This is a genomic window from Betaproteobacteria bacterium (assembly GCA_016709965.1).
Classification (GTDB): domain Bacteria; phylum Pseudomonadota; class Gammaproteobacteria; order Burkholderiales; family Rhodocyclaceae; genus Azonexus; species Azonexus amarohabitans.
Window position 1 is genome coordinate 2014929 of sequence record JADJLT010000001.1, and the last position, 19294, is coordinate 2034222.

A 19294-nucleotide genomic window follows, 5' to 3' on the forward strand; every position below is an offset into this window, starting at 1 on the left:
ATTTTTTCCGGTTGACCGCAGCATCACGCTTTTCGGGGCGCGGCTACGCCGCAAGGGCGTGGATCGCCGTTGAGCACACCAACGTCGGATTACTTGATCAGCGGCAGCAGTGCGCGGAAGTCATCGGTGCCTGCCTGGTGCAGCCACTCGAAAAGTACCATTTCAGTCGTCACCACTTGGATGCCGCCCGCCTGCATCCGGGCAATGGCGGCGCTGCGGCTTTCCGGCGTGCGTGAGCCGGCGGCATCAGCGACGAGAAAGACCTGAAAGCCCATCGCCTGTAGCCCGAAGGCTGTTTGCAGCACACAGACATGCGCCTCGGTGCCGGTCAGGATGACTTGTGGCCGTTTGGCGGCACGTAGCAAATCGACGACGCCGGCTTCGGCGGCGCAGGAGAAATGCGTTTTTTCGAAAAATCTGGCCTTACCCGCCGCTGCGCGGATCGCTTCAACACTGGCGCCAAGGCCGTGCACATACTGTTCTGAAACGAAGGAAGGAACTCCCAGCTTGCCGGCACCATCGAGCAGGCGGATGCTGTTGCGGATGACCCGCTCGCCTTCAAAAATCGCCGGCGCCAGTTTTTCCTGGAGATCAACCACCAGCAGCAGGGAATCGTCGCGCCGGATCAGCATGGTTGGTGGTTTCCTTCGCCTTTGGCGGAACATGAAAGCTGGTCTTTGTGCCCCTGGCGTTGTTGCTCATCCTCGCGATAGCGCAGGCTATCGCTGTGGTTCGCGCCTAGCCAGGCACACAAATCCGGCGCTTTCACTCTGTCCCGCCAATGACGAAGCGGGCCACTATCTAAACACCACCGTCTTGTTGCCATGCACCAGTACCCGGTCTTCCAGGTGGTAGCGCAGGCCACGGGCCAGCACGGTCTTCTCGATGTCCTTGCCGTAGCGCACCATGTCTTCCGGCGAATCGGAATGGTCGATGCGGATGACGTCCTGCTCAATGATCGGGCCGGCATCCAGTTCGCTCGTCACGTAATGGCAAGTCGCGCCGATCAGCTTGACGCCGCGCGTGTAGGCCTGATGGTAGGGCTTGGCACCGGCAAAGCTGGGCAGGAAGCTGTGGTGGATGTTGATGATCTTGCCGGGCAGCGCATCGCACAGTTCCGGTGACAGAATCTGCATGTAACGCGCCAGCACCATGGTGTCGCCGCGCACGTCGTCAAAGATACGCTGCATCTCGGCGTAAGCCCCGGCTTTGTTGTCGGCCGTGACCGGCACATGGTGGAAAGGGATGCCGTGCCATTCGACAAAACCACGGAAAGTATCGTGGTTGGAAATGACGCAGGGAATCTCGATGTCGAGTTCCTTGGCCTGCCAGCGCGCCAGCAGGTCGTAGAGGCAATGTTCCTGCTTGGAAACCAGCACCACCACGCGGCGCTTTACCGCGCTGTCGTTGATCCGCCAGGTCATTTGCAGCGGCTCCGCCACTTCCGTGCGGAAGCGCTCGCGGAACTCGGCGAGCAGACAGGGCAGCGAGTCAGCCTTGATCTCGATACGCATGAAATAGCGAGCTGTCAGCACGTCCGAATGGAAACTCGATTCGAGAATCCAGCCACCGTTGCCGGCGATGAAGCCGGAAACCTTGGCAATGATGCCGACCTGATCGGGGCAGGAGGCGGAGAGCGTGTAGTAACGGTCGCTAGGCATGATGCTTCAGAGTATCAAGGTTAAAAGTGAGACCAAGCCCCGTGGCGGGGGCGGCGAATGAAGCGAGCCATGCTCACCATTCGCCGCAAGGCGTGTGCCCGAGTCAGGCAACTTTGGCGAATGCCTTGTCGATTTCGCTACGCAGATCATCGTAGTTATACACGACCGGATACTGCGGGAATTCGCGGATAACGTTCTCGGGCGGGTGAAACAGGATGCCGCCGTGGGCTTCGCCGAGCATCGCCGTATCGTTATACGAATCGCCGGCCGCGACGATGGTGAAATTCAGCTCCTTGAAGCGTTGCACCGCTTCGCGCTTCTGATCCGGCATACGCAGATGGTAATTGACCAGCATGCCCGAAGCGTCAGCTTCCAGCGAATGGCAGAACAGCGTTGGCCAGCCGAGCTGGCGCATGAGCGGATGAGCGAATTCGTAGAAAGTGTCGGACAGGATGATGACCTGATAATCCTCGCGCAGCTTGTCGAGGAAAGCGCGGGCACCCTGCATCGGGCCCATTTCAGCGATGACCTTCTGGATATCCGGCAGGCCGAGCTTGTGTTCGCGCAGGATGTTCAGGCGGTAGGTCATCAAGGTGTCGTAATTCGGCTCATCGCGCGTCGTCCGCATCAGCTCGGGAATACCCGTGCGCTTGGAGAATTCGATCCAGATTTCGGGGACGAGGACCCCTTCGAGGTCAAGGCAGACGATTTGCACGGTTGGGCTCCAGCGGGTGTATTCGGAAAATGGGGATTTTACCCGATGAGGGTTTGATTTTTGGCTTGTTTTGCCGGTTGACCGTGGGATTTCGGTTTGTTTTCTCTCTGGCTTGGCTTCTTGATTGGGCTTGGGGTTCCGCCCTGCTGGCGGCATTACTTTCTTTTGCTTCGCCAAAAGAAAGTAAGCAAAGAAAAGGCGACCCTGGGTCGTCGCCGGGCTGCGCCCGGTCCCCTGCGCTACTCGGCAGACGCGGGGGCTGCGCAACTCGGGCTGCGCCCTCAAACAGTCCTCGCCCTGATCCGCTCAAACCTGCGTTGCTCGGCGACTCCCAAGGGGCTCGGTAAGGCGCCCGGTGGTGACGAGAGCCTCAGTTCGGCCAGTTGGTATGCGATATGATTTGGATTTACAAGATAGATCGCACGCATTTATGACACTGAAAAGGGTTTTCTTTCTGCTGCTTGCTATCGGGCTTATTTGTGGAGTTGGGGCAGGAATCTTCGTGCTTTCAGCTTACGGAGAGGAGGGAGCAATCTTCAAGCACCGGCTATTAGATTTCTTTTTCTATCCGGCATACGTGCTACTTAGTGTGTACAGCCTACTTCTAGTAACTAAATGGCTTGCTAAAGCCTCCATCGGCCTCAATCTGCCACGCCTTGGTGAAATACAGATTGTCAAAATTGGTAATGGAGCAAGGTGTTTCTTCTACGTTATTTATCTGTCTCTTGGTTCAGTATTGGCACTAATAACAGGATATGAATCCGGGGTGATTGGGGTGACCTTTTATGGACGCATTTTTTTGTAACGCGCTAGTTATTGGATCGACAGCTTTGGGCACAACTGAACCATTGGCTGCTTACGTACGGTGCTTGAGCCGAGACGTTGTTGGGCCCCGTGTGGAGCGCCGAGCAACGGAGAAGGGCCGGGGGCAGTCGGCGAGGACTGTCTGAGGGGCGCAGCCCCGAGTTCCGCAGCCGCCCGGTCCTTCGAGTAGCGCAGGGAAGTTGGCGTAGCCAACCGCGTAACCCGGGGTCGCCTTTTCTTTGGCTACTTTCTTTTGGCGAAGCAAAAGAAAGTACGCCCGCCAGCAAGGCGGAACCCCAAGCCGATTAGTCGACTACAGGCAGCGCCTCCAAGGCCTCATGCACCTCCAGCCACCGCATCTCCGCCTCATCAATCTGGTCGCCCAGCAAACCCGCCTGCTTATGCATTTCCTCACTCTTCACCCGATCAACTGTGGCATAGAACGCCGGATCAGCGAACTGCGCATCCAGAGCCGCCTTTTCCTCGTTCCACTTCGCCAGCTTCCGCTCAAGCTGCTCAATCTCTTTGACCAACGGCCGCCGTTGGGCGAGTAAGGCTTGCCGGTTGGCCTTGGCATCGGCGCGTTGCGCCAGGCGTTCCGATTTCTCGGCCGCAACATCCGGCTCCGGCGCCTTTTCGGCATTGCGCTGAGCGGCCAGCCAGGATGCGTAGTCGTCCAGATCGCCGTCGAATTCGGTGACCTTGCCGTCGGCAACCAGCAGCAGTTCGTCGGCACAGGTACGCAGCAAATGGCGGTCGTGCGAAACGAAAACGACGCCGCCTTCGAAATCCTGCATGGCGAAGGTCAGGGCTTCGCGCATTTCGAGGTCGAGGTGGTTGGTCGGTTCGTCGAGCAACAGCAGGTTGGGTTTGTTGCGGATCATCAGCGCTAGCGCGAGGCGTGACTTTTCGCCGCCGGAGAAGGGCTCGATGGCGCGGGTGGCCATGTCGCCACGGAAGTCGAAGCCGCCGATGTAGTCGCGCAGTTCCTGTTCGGTGGCAGCCGGGTCGAGGCGGACAAGGTGTTGCAGTGGTGATTCGTCGGGGCGTAGCTGTTCGAGCTGGTGCTGGGCGAAGTAGCCGATGTTGAGGGCCTTGGCTTCCTTGCGCTCGCCGCTTTGCTGGGCGATCGTGCCGGCGAGAAGTTTGATCAGTGTCGATTTGCCGGCGCCGTTACGGCCGAGCAGGCCGATGCGGCAGCCGGGGCGTAGCGTCAGCATGACATGGTCGATGATCTTGTGATCGGCATAGCCGGCCGAGGCTTTTTCGATGGTCAGCAGCGGGTCGGGCAGGGCGGTGGGCTGGCGGAAGGCGAAATGGAAGGGCGAGTCGACGTGGGCGGCGGCGACCATTTCCATGCGTTCCAGCGTCTTGATCCGGCTTTGCGCTTGCCGGGCCTTGGTGGCCTTGGCTTTGAAGCGTTCGATGAAGCTCGACAGGTGGGCGATTTCGCGTTGCTGGGCTTCGTAGGACGACTGCTGGGTGGCGAGGCGGGCGGCGCGGGCCCGTTCGTAGTCGGAATAGCCGCCAGTGGTCAGCGTCAGGCGCTGGAGGTCGATGGCGATGATCTGGCCGACGACGGCGTCGAGGAAGTCGCGGTCGTGCGAAATGAGGAGCAGCGTCGCCGGCGTGTTCTTTAGCCAGTTTTCCAGCCAGAAGACAGCATCGAGGTCGAGGTGGTTGGTCGGTTCGTCAAGCAGCAACAGGTCGGCGCGGCAGGACAGGGCGCGAGCAAGGTTGAGACGAACGCGCCAGCCGCCGGAGAATTCGGCGACCGAGCGCGAGAAATCGGCATCGGTGAAACCCAGGCCGTGCAGCACTTCGGCGACGCGGGCCTTGGCCGAGTAGCCGCCGATGTCGGCGTAGCGGGCGTGCAGGTGGCCGATGGCGACACCGTCGCCGCTGGCTTCTGCGTCAACCAGTTCGCGTTCGATGCGGCGCAATTCGACGTCACCGTCGAGGACGAAATCAAGCGCGCTGTCGGGCAGGGCCGGGGTTTCCTGAGCAACGCGGGCGATGTGCCAGCTGGCCGGAATTTCGACGTTGCCCGATTCGGCGTGCAGTTCGTTGGCGAGCAGCGCGAACAGGCTGGATTTGCCACAGCCGTTGGCGCCGACGACGCCGACTTTCCAGCCGGGGTGCAGTTGAACGGAGGCGTCGATGACGAGCGGGCGGCCGGCGCGGGCGAAGGTGACTTGGCGGAGTGCGATCATGAGGGGGATGATTATAGCGAGCGGGGTGGCGAGGCGGCGCTGGGGGCGGCTTTTTTGGTCGATAAATCGACTTCCGCGGTCAACCGGAAAAAATGGCCAAAATTCGAATTTTTACAAAGGCTTGCCGCACATTTCATCCATGTTACCTAGCATTTGCGGCAGCCTGCTAGAATCTGACGCATGATCAAGCAGATTCGCGCCGACCAGCTCAAACCGGGCATGTACATCCACGACCTCAATTGTGGCTGGCTGGATCATCCTTTTGTTGCCAACACCTTTCAGGTTCGCGACCAGGAGACGGTCGACAAGATCGCCAATCTCGGCATCCGCGAGCTCTACATCGACACGCTGAAGGGCGCCGATGTCTGGGAAGCGCGGCCGCAAACCGAGGTTAACGCCGATCTTGAACGACGCCTGGCGGAGATCGCCCAGAAGCGCGCTGAAAAGCCGGTGGTGGTCGAGCTCAAGGACGAAACGGCGCGCGCCCGCCGGTTGCATGTGGAAGCCCAGAAAATTGCCCGGCTGGTGCTCGACGATGTTCGTTTTGGGCAAAAAATTCAGGTTGACCGTATAGAACCGCTGGCCGAGAACATGGTCGAGTCGGTCTTCCGCAACCAGGATGCCTTGCTGCCGCTGGCGCGCTTGAAAAATCTGGACGACTACACTTTCGAGCATTCGGTTGGCGTTTCGGCCTTGCTCATTGCCTTCGGCCGCTCGATGAAGCTGTCGAAGGAGGTCATCAAGGAAATTGCGCTGGGTGGCCTGTTGCTCGATATCGGCAAGGCGAATATTCCCGACGCCATCCTCAAGAAGCCCGGCAAGCTGACCGATGACGAGTTCGCCCGCATGCAGTCGCATGTCGTGGAAGGCCTCAAGTTGTTGAATCAGGTCCCGGGCATCAGCGAGATTGCCTTGCAGATGGTGAGCGAGCATCACGAACGTTTCGATGGCACCGGCTACCCGAACAAGCTGGCCGGCAAGCAGATTTCGCTCTACGGGCAGATGGCGGCCATCGTCGATGTTTACGACGCCATCACGTCGGACAAGGTCTATTGCCGCGGCATGCCGCCGACGCAGGCCCTCAAGAAGCTGCTGGAATGGAGCAAGCACCACTTCGACCCGCAGTTGGTGCAGGGTTTCATTCGCGCCATCGGCATCTATCCGACCGGTACGCTGGTCCGGCTGGAGAGCAACCGCATGGGTGTTGTCGTTGAGCAGAACGAAGGCAATCTGCTCGAACCTGTCGTCCGCGTGTTTTACCATGCGGCGCAGCAGTACTATATTCCGCCTGAGATCGTCGATCTCTCCAAGGTGCAGGACAAAATCGCCAGTTTCGAGAATTACGACAAATGGAAAATAGATCCCTATCAGTGGTTGCCGGCCTGATCGCCCTGCTGGCGCTGCCGGTTGTAGCGCTGGCCGCCGATAGCGAGGTTGATGCCGCGCAGCAGGCGGCCTGGCAGGAGCGTATGGACAAGGCCACGGCCATGCAGGCAGAGAGCAAGGCACGGCGCGACGAAGCAGATAAATTGCTTGATCAGCAGAACATCCTCTGCGACAAGAAATTTCTGGTGAACGACTGCCGGAACGCTGCGCATCGCGAGTATCTCAAAACTGTGGAACAAACCCGTCGCCTGTCCATCGAAGGCAAGGCGCTGGAGCGCGAGGTCAATCTGGAGCAGTTCAGGGCGCGCGAAAAGCAGAGCGAGCAAGAGGCGCCACGTCACGCAGCAGAATTGCGCTTGCGCAAGGCAAATACGGCCGCGACTCGCCAGGCGACCGATGAAAAGATAGCAGCCAGCCAAGCCGCCAAGGCGAAAAAAACGGCTGAAGGCGAGCAACGCAAGGCAGCAAACGCCGCCAAATTCCAGAAACGGCAGGCTGATCACGACGCCCGGGTGGCCAAAAAGCTGCGTGAAGCCGAGCAGCGGACAGCCGAGATGGCGGCCAGGGGGCAAGCCAAAGAACAAGCCAAGGCCGACGCCAAAGTGCAGAAGTAAGCCGCAGCGCAGACATGATCCGCAAGATCTCCATCGACCAGTTACTGCCCGGCATGTATGTCGTGGACCTGCATAAGCGCTGGCTCGACCATTCCATCTGGCAGTCGCGTTTCAAGGTGCGTGACGAGGCGCATATCTGGAAGCTGCGGGAAGAGGGCATTGGACAGCTCAGCATCGACACCACCAAGGGTATCGACCTGCCTCCGTCGCCGATGGTCGGCATCAATCGTCTGGAGCGACGCTTGCAGTCGATGGCCGAGATCAAGGCCGGGATTCCCCGTACCGTGTCACTGGGCGAGGAGCGGCGGCGGGCGACGCGATTGCTCAGTGAAGCAAGTGGCACGGTCAATCTGCTGATGTTGTCTGCCAAGGCCGGCCAGCATGTCGATGCGGCCCAGCTTGAGCCCATGGTCAGCAAGATGATCGAATCGATCATTCGCAACCCGGATGCGCTGGTGCCGCTGGCCCGCCTCAAAAGGCTGGACGCCTATGCCACCGAGCACGCGGTGGCGACGGCTGCGCTGATCATCGCCTTCGGCCGCCATCAGGGCATGCCTGCAGCGGAGATCGAAAAGCTCGCCCTCGGCACCATGGTCAAGGACATCGGCCACGCCGCGCTGGACGCCCGCCTGGTGGCCAAGCGTGGGGTGCTCTCCCAGGCGGAATATTCCATCGTCCAAAGCCATGTTGAAGAAGGCCTGGCGGTGCTGGAGGCGACCTCCAAGCTGTCCGAAACCTCGGTTGCTGTCGTGCTGGAGCATCATGAGCGCTACAACGGCTGTGGCTACCCCTACCGGATGGCCGGCGACGAGATTTCATTGGCCGGGCGCATGGCTGCCATCGTCGACACCTATGACGCCATGACCTCGGACCGCCCGTATCGGGCCGCGGTGTCACCATCGCACACGCTGCGCCAGCTCTACGATGAGGGCGGCACGCAATACGACCCGGCGCTGGTCGCGGCTTTCGTCAAGACGGTCGGCATTTATCCGATCGGCACCTTGGTCTTGCTCGAAAGCGGCCACCTCGCCGTCGTCGAGCAAATGCACCCGGACAACATGCTGACACCCATTGTTCGGGTCATCTACCACACCGGGCGCCGCCAGTACCTGACGGTCCCGGCCGAGGTCGATCTCGCGCGCAAGATCGGTAATCACTACGGCCATATCGTGCGGGCCGAAAACTTCGAGGACTGGGGCATCAGCCCCCTGCGCTGGCAACCTGCCTGATCAGCTTTTTGATCGGTGTCGGTACGCCCGCATCAGCCGCCCGCTGGATTTCCACCCACTCAAGCACCGACTCCGCCGCCTGAAAACCGGGGTCGATCCGGCACAACACCGGCATCAGCGTCAGCCGAAAATGCGTGAAGGCATGTTTCAGCGACGGCAAGGCGATCACGTCGCCCAACGCTAATCCGAAACGTGCCGCCACCTCGGCCGGCTCACCCTCGGGCGGCACCAGCAGGCCACCCCACAGGCCGACCGGCGGGCGTCGTTCAAGCAGCAGGCGTTGCCCGTCGGTGAGCAGTACAAAGGTCGAGGTGCGTTCCGGCACGGCAGCTCGGGGTTTGGCTTCCGGCAGTTCGCCTTGTCGGCCGTCGCGTCGGGCCACGCACCCCGCCGCCACCGGGCAATCGCCACAGCGAGGCTTGCTGCGCGTACACAGCGTGGCGCCAAGATCCATCAAGCCCTGCGTGTAAATCTCTATGTCGTTATCCGGCAGCAGGCTTTCGGCCAGTGTCCACAGCTTGCGATGGACCGCTGTCCCGCCGGGAAAGCCCTCGATGCCAAATTGCCGGCACAACACGCGTTTGACATTGCCATCAAGAATCGCCGCCTTGCGCCCGAACGAAAAGGCAGCAATGGCAGCGGCAGTCGAGCGGCCTATGCCGGGCAATGCCTCCAGCTTTTCTTCCGAATTCGGGAAAATTCCGCCGTAGACCGTAGCAATCTGCTGCGCGCAGCGATGCAGGTTGCGCGCCCGGGCGTAATAGCCCAGGCCAGCCCAATGCTCGATCACCACCTCGATCGGCGCCGCCGCCAGCGCCAGCACGTCCGGAAAACTTGTCAGAAAACGCGCGTAGTAGGGAATCACCGTACTCACCTGCGTTTGTTGCAACATGATCTCTGAAAGCCAGACCCGGTATGGGTCACGCGACTTCTGCCAGGGCAGGTCATGGCGGCCGGCAGTTTTCTGCCAGGCGATCAGTTGTTCGGTAAAACAATTTTGGGTGGCCAAATTCTGCCTCGACGCGGGCTGCGGGACCACGGATAATACGGCCTCTTTTCCCCTCGGCCTATCAGCCCGATCAGATGACCCAACCGCAAAACGACAGCCGCGCCCTGCGCAACGCCTTGGGGCGCTATGCCACCGGCGTCACCATCGTCACGGCTATCGATCCGGACGGCCATCCCATCGGCCTCACCGTCAATTCCTTCGCCGCCGTTTCGCTTGATCCGGCACTGGTGCTGTGGTGCCTCGATAACAGTTCGCACAACCTCGCCGCCTTCCGCAAAGCCAGCCACCACGCCATCAATGTGCTGGCCGCAGACCAGCAGGACATCTCCAATCGCTTCGCCACCTGGCCCGCTGACCGCTTCGTCGGCTTGCCCTGGCAGCCAGGCGCTGGTGGCGCCCCGGTCCTCCCCGGTTGCGGCGCCACCTTCGAAATCGCTATCGAAACAGAATACGCTGCCGGCGATCACACCATTTTCATCGGACGCGTCGAGCGTTTCGCCGAAACCCCGGATCTTGCCCCGCTCCTCTTCCACGCCGGGCGATATGCAACGCTGACCGAAGAACAGGAAGATTGAACCAGCCGCCTTCTACGCTTAGAATGCGGCCTGCAGCCCAGAGCGGGCGTCGTATAATGGTAATACCCTAGCTTCCCAAGCTAGAGCCGTGAGTTCGATTCTCATCGCCCGCTCCAGATAGAATTCAGGCAGGTAGTTGATCTGCAAAAGAAAAAGCCAACCGAGACCGGTTGGCTTTTTTGTTGTAGCTCATGCTTGATCAAGCCATTGATAGCACTCGCCACAGTGACAGGAATTGTAGAATCGCTTTTGCCTGTCAATTGGAGAGCTGGATGTCATTACTTGCCCGTGTCGCATCGGTACTCTTTTTGGTCGCTGTACTGGATACCGTTGCACTTGCCCGTGATGGCGTGGCCGTGCCACCTGTCCAAGTGCTTGTGCCGTTTGCCTCGCCCGAGGGCATGGATCGCTTGGCCCGTGCCACTGCGAAGCGTGACTTTGCGCTGCTGGCCAACCAGTTTGAAGCGCAAGCGACCATCGCTTTCTGCGGCCCCACTACCGCAGCCATCGTGCTGAACGCTTTACATCCAGCGCTTGAGGCGCCCCGGGATCGTAGCCGGCTGCTTCCCGAGGATGGCCGCTACCTGCCGCAGGGTCTGGAATTGACGGTTCCGAGACATACTCAGGAAAGCGTTATTGCGATGGGCAAAAAGACCCGGGCGCAGGTTTTTGGGCAGCCGTTTACCGTTAACGACAAAGTGTTTCGGGATGGCGGTTATCAGTTACGGCAACTTGACGAGGTGTTGAAGGCTCATGGCCTTGGCACGCGCTTGGTCATTGTCGATGCACAGACTGCTGTGGCAGACATTCGTCGCGATCTGGTCGATAACCTCAATCGAACGGGTGATGTGGTCATTGTGAATTACCAGCGCGCTGCCGTTGGTCAAGTTGGTGGTGGCCATATCTCGCCGCTCGGCGCCTATGATACCGGCACCGATTCGGTGCTTGTTCTGGATGTAAATCCCAGTCATTATCCATGGGTCTGGATGCCGATACCGACCTTGATCCAGGGGATGCGTACCAGGGATGTACTCGAAAATCGGGGTTACATTCTGGTTCAGTCCCTCTGAGGGCGCTTGAACGCAGGATCAGAATACTGTTCAAGATTGATTCCGGTCATGATTCGATTCATGACGGAGTTGCCCACTTGAATCGGTGTGCATCTAGCGCGGCCTGATCTGAAACGCGGCCAGCGGGTTGGTCGCAACTACTGGAGCCAAGGGCAGGACCGACGCGATAGCGAACTGCAACAGCGTTTGTTACACACTGCTACAGAAGGTTTGTCATCGCAATTTCCAATTGATCGTTATGCGGACATAGCCAATCGAATCAAATGGAAAAAATCATGATCCGCAATCCGAACACCGAATCCACTCAATTTATTCAGTCGCTTAAAGTGGCTGGCGTCGCGATCAGCAATGAGGGCGAAGTGATTGAGAGACTGGAAGAGGCGCGTGAATGGCACTACGCATTTACGACCCTGGTCAAACAGGGGCAGCGCATCGGCATCAGCTTCCTGGCCAATCCAGGAATGCAATCGGTTGAGTTGCAACGGTTGTTTGCTCAATACAAGTTTGCAGAACATGCAGAAGAGGCTTTCGAAGCCCACCTTTTGCACTAAGCTGATTTGATGAGTTTATGGAACCAGACAGCAGAAAGCCGTCGAATTTCAACTGAAGCTCGGTGGTCACGTAAAAATATTAAAATTTTTGACAACCAAAATTGAAGTGATGCGTTAAGCATTCATACAAGCAGAGTTACAGGTAATTACGGTGCGTAAATTTCTATTCGTCCTTTTGACTTCACTTGCCGCCATTGGCGCGCAGGGAGGAGAGCTGACGACTACGGAAATGCAGCGTGATGAGGCGCTGGCGCCACCTGCTTATGCCGAAGCCATGGTTACTATCGCGCCTGTGCCGATGCCGGTGGCGGTGGTTGAGTTGGCCCGTTATTCGCCCCAAGGCACCAGTGTTCGTCAGTCCAAAAAAGTCAAGGCGGCCAAGGTGGCACGGGCAAAGTCGATGCTCTCGCGGTCAGCCCGCGAGCAGATCGCCTTGGCCAATACGGCTGCGAAACCTGATGAAAAGGTGCAACTCAACGCCTCGGACGACGAGGACGATGATATCGGCCTTGACGATCTGGATCTCCACCGCTCCTTCAGCCAGCCTAAAGTCGCCAAGTCTTCTGATCAGGCTGACGATGATGAAAACGCGGTCATCGATCTTCCTGAGCACGTAAAGCTAAGGTTGTTGTTGGCGCGGGCAAAGGCGGTCGATTCCTACGTCCTCAGCCAGGCGGGCAAGGCAACGACGCCTGCAGACGAGGATATCCCGGATTCCGTAAAGCTTCGTTTGTTCATCGCCAGGGCACGTGCGGTCCAGGCGCATAGCGAAAAGTACGGAAAAGTTTAAAAAAGGCGGCGGAAGCCGCCTTTGACTTTGTGGCCTTGAGCACACGCTCAGTCAACAGCAGGCCGATTCCCAGCCTGAGCACCAATTTCTGCTTTTAGCCATTCCTTGAAAGCGCTGACAACCGGCCTTTCAGTAATGGATTGCGGGATCACGAGATAGTAGGCGTAGGTTGAGGGCATCGCAGTGGCGAACGGGATTGCCAGGCGTCCGGCCGCAACCTCGGCTTCGATCTGCGGCCGAAGGGCGAGGGTAACGCCCTGGCCATCGGCAGCCGCCTCCTGCGCCAGAATGGAATTGGAAAAACGCGGCCCGCGCTCGGTATCTATACCGCTGACGCCCGCAAGCTTGAGCCATTCATGCCAGCTTGGGCGTCGTTCGGGGACGGGTATCGACTCGTCGTGAATCAAAATGTGATTGACCAGATCCTCGGGTGATCGCAACGGTGTTTCACCATCAATCAGACGCGGACTACAGACCAGCACATATTCCGGCCTCAGCATTTTTTCCACCTTGTAGCCCGGGTAGATTCCCGTGCCGAAGCGGATGGCCACTTCACTGACGTCATGGCGTGGGTCGCTTGCCTCCTGAGTCATTTCCAGTGCTGTCTGTGGGCCGTCAATATTTTCCGGATTGCTTGAGATGCGGATGGCCACCTCGGCATGCGCCTGGGAAAAGCGGGCCAGGCGGGGGACCAGCCAGCGTGTGGCAAATGACGGTGGGGCGGTGACATTCAGGGCCAAACTGGTGTTGCGCCGCGTGCTCTCGACGGCGGCGGCGAGACAATCCATGCCGTCACGGACCTTGGGATACATCGCCAGGCCTTCTTCGGTCAATTGCAGTGCCTTCGGCAGGCGTTGAAAGAGCAGGACACCGAGATAAGTCTCAAGGCTCTTGATCTGTTGGCTGACGGCAGCCGGCGTGACGTGCAACTCCTCTGCCGCCTTCTTGAAGCTGAGATGGCGGGCAGCAGCTTCAAAGGTACGAAATGTGGAGAGCGGAGGAAGTCGGTAGGCCACGGCAGCTTGCCAGTTAGTGAAGTCAATTAAGTTTAACTAATGTACACGATAATAAAGCATAGTTTGTTGCAGTGCACCATAACCTCTATAGTTAGTTTGTGACAATAGATCAGGTAGTAAAGGAGTAAATCATGTCCCCCACTAAAATTCTGGCTCGTATTTTTGATTTTCCAAATCAGAGCGCTGCTGAATCAGTAGGCTACGACGAAGTATTCAAAGGCACGGCAAATGTGCCTTCCGAGACCGTGATGGCCGCAAATTGGCTGCCCGGGCTGCGACCGGTCGAGTGCGAATTCGATTCGTACTTCAAGGATGTTTTTGCCGGGAAAGTCTTTTGATGCCAATAGCCAACCGCTTTTCAGCTGGATTAAGCAGGAGGGTTGCCATGAACGCACCTAAACTTTTGCCATGGATGGCGCGCCGGGCTGGTATCGATGATGAGCAGGCCTTACGCCTGTGGCAGCGTGCTGTCGTCGAATCCGAGAAGTCGCAGGGCTGCCGCGAAGGCTCCCAGTATCACGCAGAGGCGATGAGCCGCTTCATCGACGCACTGTCGACGAGTAACTGAGCCTCGCTCCAACCCTGATCGATGATCGGGTTGTGTATTCAAGTTTCCGGTTATGTCCTGATACTGCGGTCGATTTCGGTTTTTTAGCTTTTTTTCCGGTCGACCGCAGGATTCGCTTACTCGCTGGCAATACTGCGACCGATAACCAGTCGCTGAATGTCGTTGGCGCCTTCGTAGATCTGGCAGATGCGCACGTCGCGATAAATGCGCTCAACCGGGAAGTCGCTGGTATAACCGACCCCACCGTGGATCTGGATGGCATCCGAGGCAATCTTTTCAGCCGCTTCGGAGGCGAACATCTTGGCCATCGAGGCTTCCTTCAAGCAGGGCTTGCCGGCATCCTTCAGCATCGCAGCGCGCCAGACCATCAGGCGGGCGGCGTCGAGCAGGGTGTTCATGTCGGCGAGACGGAAATTGACCGCCTGATGCTCGATGATCGGCACGCCAAACGTGACGCGTTCCTTGGAGTAGCGTACGGCGGCTTCGAACGCGGCACGGGCCATGCCGATGCTCTGGGCAGCGATGCCGATGCGCCCGGCCTCCAGGTTGGAGAGTGCTATCTTGTAGCCTTCGCCTTCCCTGCCGAGCAGCGCTGACGCAGGCACGCGGCAGTCTTCGAAGAGAATCTGCACGGTATCAGAGGCATGCTGGCCCATCTTGTCTTCGGTGCGACCGACGACAAAGCCCGGCGTGCTGGTCGGCACCAGAAAGCAGGAAATGCCTTTTTTGCCCGCATCCTTGTCGGTGACGGCAAAGACGATGGCAATGTGGGCGTACTTGCCAGTGGTGATGAACTGCTTGACCCCATTGAGCACGAAATGCTCGCCGTCACGCACGGCGCGGGTGGTGATCGCCGACGCATCCGAGCCGGTGTGCGGCTCGGTCAGGCAGAAGCAGCCGAGCTTGTCACCACGGGCCAGTGGCTTCAGCCATTCTTCCTTTTGCGCATCGGTGCCGTATTTCATCGTGATGCCGCAGGCCAGGGAGTTCTGGACGGAAACGATGGTCGAGGTGGCACCGTCGCCGGCGGCGATTTCTTCCAGCGTCAGAACCAGCGACATGTAATCCATGCCGGCGCCGTCCCATTCTTCCGGGACGACCATGCCGAGGGCGCCGAGCGCCCCCAGTTCTTTCAGCGCTTCGGCCGGGAAGGCATGGTGTTTGTCCCATTCGGCAGCGAAGGGCGCCAGACGCTCCTGCGCAAAGGCACGCATGGCATCGCGGATCATTTCCTGTTCTTGGGTAAGAATCATTGGCCCGTCTCCGCTCAGAGCATTTCGACGGCGAGGGCCGTGGCTTCGCCACCACCGATACACAGGCTGGCGACGCCGCGCTTCTTGCCGTATTTCTTCAGGGCACCCAGCAGGGTGACGACGATGCGCGCGCCGGAGGCACCAATCGGGTGGCCGAGGGCGCAGGCGCCGCCGTGAATATTGACCTTGGCCGGATCAAGCTTCAGATCGTGCAGCGAAGCCATGGTGACGACAGCGAACGCTTCGTTGATTTCGTAGAGGTCCACCGATTCTGCCGCCCACCCTGTTTTGGCGAACAGCTTTTGCATGGCGCCGACCGGGGCTGATGGAAAGAGGGCCGGTACGCCGGCGTTGGTCACGTGGCCGACAATGCGGGCGATCGGCTGCAGGCCCACCGCAGCTGCTTGCGAAGCGCGCATCAGGACCATCGCCGCAGCGCCGTCGGAAATCGACGAGGAGTTGGCCGGGGTGACGGTGCCGTCCTTTTTGAAGGCGGGCTTCAAGGTCGGAATTTTTTCGATGTTGACCGCGAAAGGCCCTTCATCCTTGTCAATCACGACATCGCCCTTACGCCCTGCGACAGTAACCGGAGCGATTTCCCAGGCAAAGCTGCCGTCGTCGCTGGCCTGCTTGGCGCGAGTCGTCGAACGGATGGCGAATTCGTCCTGGGCTTCGCGGGTGAAGCCATAGGTCGTCGCACACTCTTCGGCGAAGGTGCCCATCAGGCGACCACACGTTTCCTTGCTATACGAATCTTCCAGACCGTCGAGGAACATGTGATCCAAGATCTGGCCATGGCCAAGACGATAACCGCCACGAGCCTTGGGCAGCAGGTAGGGCGCGTTGGTCATCGATTCCATGCCGCCGACCACAGCGACGCCATAGGAGCCGGCGAGAATGCCGTCATGGCCGAGCATGGTCGCCTTCATGGCCGAACCGCAAACCTTGTGAATGGTTGCGCAACCGGCGGTGATCGGCAGGCCGGCCTGCAATGCCGCCTGGCGGGCCGGGGCCTGGCCCTGGCCGGCTTGCAGCACGCAGCCCATCAGTACTTCATCAATCAGGTTGACATCGATGCCGGCGCGCTCGACAGCGGCCTTGATGGCGGCGGCACCGAGATTGGCGGCGGTCAGGCCGGCAAAGCCGCCCTGGAAACAGCCCATGGCAGTACGGGCAGCGGAAACGATAACGATAGGATCGTGGGACATGTCGGGTTTTCCTTGATTACTTGGCGGCCATGCGAATGGCGCCATCCATGCGGATGACTTCACCGTTCAGGTATTGGTTGGCAAAAATGTGTTGGACCAGCGCCGCGTATTCGGACGGCTTGCCCATGCGTGAAGGGAAGGGAACCATCTTGCCGAGGGCGTCCTGGACTTCCGGCGGCATGCCCATCAGCATCGGCGTTTCCATGATGCCGGGGGCGATGGTCATGACGCGGATGCCGGCGCGCGCCAGTTCGCGGGCAATCGGCAGGGTCATGGCGACGACGCCGCCCTTCGAGGCAGCGTAGGCAGCCTGACCGAGTTGACCGTCGAAAGCAGCGACCGAGGCGGTGCTGACGATGACGCCGCGTTCGCCGGTTTCATCGGGGGCGCTGGCGCTCATGATTTCGGCAGCCAGTCGGATCATATTGAAGCTGCCGATCAGGTTGATGCTGATGGTGCGGGTAAATGAGTCCAGTTTGTGCGCGCCTTCCTTGCCGACGACTTTCTCGGCCGGCGCGACGCCGGCGCAATTGACCAGTCCGCGGAGCTGACCCATCGACGTTGCCACGGCAAATGCGTTGCGGGCGCTTTCATCACTGGTCACATCGGTCTGGACAAAACGGGCGTTGCTGCCAAGTTCAGCTTCCATGGCCGGGCCGGCCTGCTCATTGACGTCGACCAGCACCACCTTGCCACCGCCGGCAACAATCATCCTGGCGGTAGCGGCGCCGAGGCCGGATGCGCCGCCAGTCACCACGAATACGTTGTCCTTGATCTGCATGTGTCTCACTCCTGTTGATGATGAATATCGGGTCTGGCGCTGATTTTTCAGCTTGCCCGTGAGTGGATCACTCTAGATCTATCGGGTGCCGTGTTCGATGCCGAATTCGCTCAACATGGGTGCTAAAATTTGCCACCACTCGGGGCGACGACGACATGGACACCAAGACGTTCGAAAAAGGGACCATATCCATCAGCTTTGTGGACGAAGCCCTGTTCTGCATCCGACAGCATGGTCTCGACCAGAATGCACTGCTGCTGCGCGCCGGTATTTCGCCGGAGTTGCTCGGCTCGCCGCAGGCCCGGGTCTCATCGCGGCATTACGGCATGCTCTGGCACTGCATCGCGCAAACGCTGGACGATGAATTTTTCGGCATGGACAGCCATCGCATGAAGGCCGGCAGCTTCACCTTGTTGTGCCATGCGGTGATCCACAGTGATACGCTGGAACGCGCCTTGCGACGCGCTTTGCGCTTCTTGCGGGTGGTTCTGGACGATATGTCCGGCGAGCTGCATTGCGCCGATGGCGTGGCGCATATCGTGTTGCGCGATCACGCCGGTGTGCCTGGACAAGCACCGAAACGAGCCTTCGCCTACGGTACCTACCTGATCATGCTGCACGGCCTGGCCTGCTGGCTGGTGGGTCGGCGGATTCCCCTGTCGCAAGCCGATTTCCGGTGCGTAGAACCGCCCTTCAGCAACGAATGGAGAATTCTGTTTTCGCAGCATCTGAATTTCAATCAGGAGCATTCCGGTATCAGCTTTCCTGTCGCTTTTCTGGAGATGGCGAACATCCAGAACGAGCGGACGATGAAGGAGTTCCTGCGCAGTGCGCCGGCCAATTTCCTGGTCAAATACAAGAACAGCACCAGCCTTTCGGCGAAAATCCGCCGCCGCTTGCGCGAAATGCCCCCGGCCGCCTGGCCTGATTTCGCCACTTTGGCGCATCAACTGCATGCTTCGGCCGCCACCTTGCGGCGCAGACTGGACGAAGAGGGCGAGAACTATCGTTCAATCATGGACGACCTGCGTCGTGATCTCGCCATTTCATTGCTCGGCGAAACGCAACTCAGCGTTGCCGACATTGCCGGCGAACTGGGCTTTGCCGAGAGCAGCGCCTTCCATCGTGCCTTCAAGAAATGGACGGGGGCACGTCCGGGGGAATATCGCTGCGGTCGCGATCGGGAATAAGCCGGGCTTTAAAGATCGCAGCGGCTATTCGCCGAGCAATTTGCGCTGATCGAGATATTTTTCCAGGATTTCCAGTCGGGCCAGCGGGTCGTCGAGTTCGAGCAGCTTTTGCTTGGCGAGATTCTGGATGGGCAGGACTTCGGTGATCCGGTAGCCGACCCATTCGGCTTCGTCGTAGCGGTGGGGTTCGGGCAGGCGCTCGTTGCCAAGATCAGCCACCACCCTGCGGAGTAGTGGGAGCAGACGAGCGCGTTCGGGGGGCAATGGTGTCGGGCCGCTTTCGGCCAGCAGTTCGACGGTGGCTTCCAGTTGGTGGTTGGCAGCAACGCTGGTTTCTATGATCCTAAAGCGTCGACCGCCGTGGGCGGTGATCATCAGGATGCCGAGCTGCTCCATTTCCCAGTTGGCTATGGTGGCCAGCGTGCCGACTGCATGTGGTTCGGCGCCCCCGCCAACTTCGCTGCCTTTTTCGATCAGGCAGATGCCAAAAGGCGAGCTGTCTTTCATGCAGGCGGCGGCCATGTCGAGATAGCGCTGCTCGAAGATTTTCAGCGGTAGCACGCTGCCGGGAAACATTACGGTGTTGAGCGGGAAAAGCGGTATGCGCAGGGTTTCGATGGCATTGCCGGTTGGTGAGCGGACAAAATCGAACCAGCCCATG

Annotated in this window: 21 protein-coding genes and 1 tRNA gene; 12 read left to right on the top strand and 10 right to left on the bottom strand. The window is 59.3% G+C overall.

The window, feature by feature from the left end; genetic code table 11:
• Nucleotides 1-89 precede the first annotated feature (89 nt).
• From IPJ12_09900 to thrH, 3 genes are all read right to left on the bottom strand, one after another.
• The gene (locus tag IPJ12_09900; GenBank protein MBK7647458.1) at nucleotides 90-632 is read right to left on the bottom strand and encodes a hydrolase; all 543 of its coding nucleotides are present in this window, start codon (nucleotides 630-632) and stop codon (nucleotides 90-92) included.
• Nucleotides 633-797: 165 nt separating this feature from the next.
• A complete protein-coding gene (purU, locus tag IPJ12_09905; GenBank protein MBK7647459.1) occupies nucleotides 798-1661 on the bottom strand; it encodes a formyltetrahydrofolate deformylase in 864 nt (287 codons plus the stop codon).
• A gap of 103 nt (nucleotides 1662-1764) precedes the next feature.
• The gene (gene thrH, locus IPJ12_09910; GenBank protein MBK7647460.1) at nucleotides 1765-2376 is read right to left on the bottom strand and encodes a bifunctional phosphoserine phosphatase/homoserine phosphotransferase ThrH; all 612 of its coding nucleotides are present in this window, start codon (nucleotides 2374-2376) and stop codon (nucleotides 1765-1767) included.
• 400 nt (nucleotides 2377-2776) lie between these two features.
• Here thrH and IPJ12_09915 point away from each other — a divergent pair, with 400 nt between their 5' ends.
• Nucleotides 2777-3181, top strand: coding sequence for a hypothetical protein (locus IPJ12_09915; protein MBK7647461.1), 405 nt, complete (start codon nucleotides 2777-2779; stop codon nucleotides 3179-3181).
• Between the two features lie 304 nt (nucleotides 3182-3485).
• Here the strand turns inward: IPJ12_09915 and IPJ12_09920 are convergent, their stop codons facing one another.
• Entirely contained in the window at nucleotides 3486-5393 is a 1908-nt protein-coding gene (locus IPJ12_09920) for an ATP-binding cassette domain-containing protein (GenBank protein ID MBK7647462.1), read from the bottom strand.
• Between the two features lie 180 nt (nucleotides 5394-5573).
• Between IPJ12_09920 and IPJ12_09925 the strand changes: the two genes are divergently transcribed.
• From IPJ12_09925 to IPJ12_09935, 3 genes are read left to right on the top strand one after another with little or no spacing between them, the layout of a single operon-like run.
• Entirely contained in the window at nucleotides 5574-6779 is a 1206-nt protein-coding gene (locus IPJ12_09925; protein ID MBK7647463.1) for an HD-GYP domain-containing protein, read from the top strand.
• Nucleotides 6743-7393 carry a hypothetical protein gene (locus IPJ12_09930; GenBank protein ID MBK7647464.1) on the top strand — a complete coding sequence of 217 codons (651 nt, stop codon included), beginning with the start codon at nucleotides 6743-6745 and terminating at the stop codon, nucleotides 7391-7393. Before IPJ12_09925 ends, IPJ12_09930 begins: the two co-directional genes overlap by 37 nt.
• Before the next feature lie 14 nt (nucleotides 7394-7407).
• Nucleotides 7408-8622: an HD-GYP domain-containing protein gene (locus tag IPJ12_09935; GenBank protein MBK7647465.1), complete on the top strand. Its 1215-nt coding sequence runs from the start codon at nucleotides 7408-7410 to the stop codon at nucleotides 8620-8622.
• Here the strand turns inward: IPJ12_09935 and mutY are convergent.
• Nucleotides 8594-9631, bottom strand: a complete 1038-nt coding sequence (gene mutY, locus IPJ12_09940; GenBank protein ID MBK7647466.1) for an A/G-specific adenine glycosylase — start codon at nucleotides 9629-9631, stop codon at nucleotides 8594-8596. The genes IPJ12_09935 and mutY overlap by 29 nt on opposite strands.
• Nucleotides 9632-9705: 74 nt before the next feature.
• Between mutY and IPJ12_09945 the strand changes: the two genes are divergently transcribed.
• From IPJ12_09945 to IPJ12_09965, 5 genes are all read left to right on the top strand, one after another.
• Nucleotides 9706-10206: a flavin reductase family protein gene (locus IPJ12_09945; protein ID MBK7647467.1), complete on the top strand. Its 501-nt coding sequence runs from the start codon at nucleotides 9706-9708 to the stop codon at nucleotides 10204-10206.
• A gap of 42 nt (nucleotides 10207-10248) precedes the next feature.
• A tRNA-Gly gene (locus tag IPJ12_09950) sits at nucleotides 10249-10322 on the top strand.
• Between the two features lie 156 nt (nucleotides 10323-10478).
• Nucleotides 10479-11276 carry a phytochelatin synthase family protein gene (locus tag IPJ12_09955; GenBank protein MBK7647468.1) on the top strand — a complete coding sequence of 266 codons (798 nt, stop codon included), beginning with the start codon at nucleotides 10479-10481 and terminating at the stop codon, nucleotides 11274-11276.
• A 275-nt stretch (nucleotides 11277-11551) separates the two neighbouring features.
• Nucleotides 11552-11827 (top strand): hypothetical protein, encoded by a 276-nt coding sequence (locus IPJ12_09960; protein MBK7647469.1) that lies wholly within the window; start codon nucleotides 11552-11554, stop codon nucleotides 11825-11827.
• 151 nt (nucleotides 11828-11978) lie between these two features.
• On the top strand, nucleotides 11979-12617 hold the full coding sequence (locus IPJ12_09965; GenBank protein MBK7647470.1) for a hypothetical protein: 639 nt from the start codon (nucleotides 11979-11981) through the stop codon (nucleotides 12615-12617).
• Between the two features lie 47 nt (nucleotides 12618-12664).
• Here IPJ12_09965 and gcvA read toward each other — a convergent pair whose 3' ends face one another.
• Nucleotides 12665-13633: a transcriptional regulator GcvA gene (gene gcvA / locus IPJ12_09970; protein ID MBK7647471.1), complete on the bottom strand. Its 969-nt coding sequence runs from the start codon at nucleotides 13631-13633 to the stop codon at nucleotides 12665-12667.
• 131 nt (nucleotides 13634-13764) lie between these two features.
• Between gcvA and IPJ12_09975 the strand changes: the two genes are divergently transcribed.
• Nucleotides 13765-13971, top strand: a complete 207-nt coding sequence (locus IPJ12_09975; protein MBK7647472.1) for a hypothetical protein — start codon at nucleotides 13765-13767, stop codon at nucleotides 13969-13971.
• 47 nt (nucleotides 13972-14018) lie between these two features.
• On the top strand, nucleotides 14019-14201 hold the full coding sequence (locus IPJ12_09980; GenBank protein MBK7647473.1) for a hypothetical protein: 183 nt from the start codon (nucleotides 14019-14021) through the stop codon (nucleotides 14199-14201).
• Nucleotides 14202-14317: 116 nt separating this feature from the next.
• Here the strand turns inward: IPJ12_09980 and IPJ12_09985 are convergent, their stop codons facing one another.
• The 3 genes from IPJ12_09985 to IPJ12_09995 are packed head-to-tail and all read right to left on the bottom strand — an operon-like array spanning nucleotide 14318 to nucleotide 17443.
• The gene (locus tag IPJ12_09985; protein ID MBK7647474.1) at nucleotides 14318-15454 is read right to left on the bottom strand and encodes an acyl-CoA dehydrogenase family protein; all 1137 of its coding nucleotides are present in this window, start codon (nucleotides 15452-15454) and stop codon (nucleotides 14318-14320) included.
• Between the two features lie 14 nt (nucleotides 15455-15468).
• Nucleotides 15469-16662, bottom strand: coding sequence for an acetyl-CoA C-acyltransferase (locus tag IPJ12_09990; protein MBK7647475.1), 1194 nt, complete (start codon nucleotides 16660-16662; stop codon nucleotides 15469-15471).
• Between the two features lie 16 nt (nucleotides 16663-16678).
• Entirely contained in the window at nucleotides 16679-17443 is a 765-nt protein-coding gene (locus IPJ12_09995; protein MBK7647476.1) for a 3-hydroxyacyl-CoA dehydrogenase, read from the bottom strand.
• A 155-nt stretch (nucleotides 17444-17598) separates the two neighbouring features.
• Here IPJ12_09995 and IPJ12_10000 point away from each other — a divergent pair, with 155 nt between their 5' ends.
• Entirely contained in the window at nucleotides 17599-18633 is a 1035-nt protein-coding gene (locus tag IPJ12_10000; protein MBK7647477.1) for an AraC family transcriptional regulator, read from the top strand.
• A 24-nt stretch (nucleotides 18634-18657) separates the two neighbouring features.
• On the opposite strand, the gene IPJ12_10005 is transcribed toward IPJ12_10000, so the two are convergent.
• Complete coding sequence (locus tag IPJ12_10005) at nucleotides 18658-19293, bottom strand: LON peptidase substrate-binding domain-containing protein (protein ID MBK7647478.1); 636 nt, start codon at nucleotides 19291-19293, stop codon at nucleotides 18658-18660.
• Between the last annotated feature and the right edge of the window lies 1 nt (nucleotide 19294).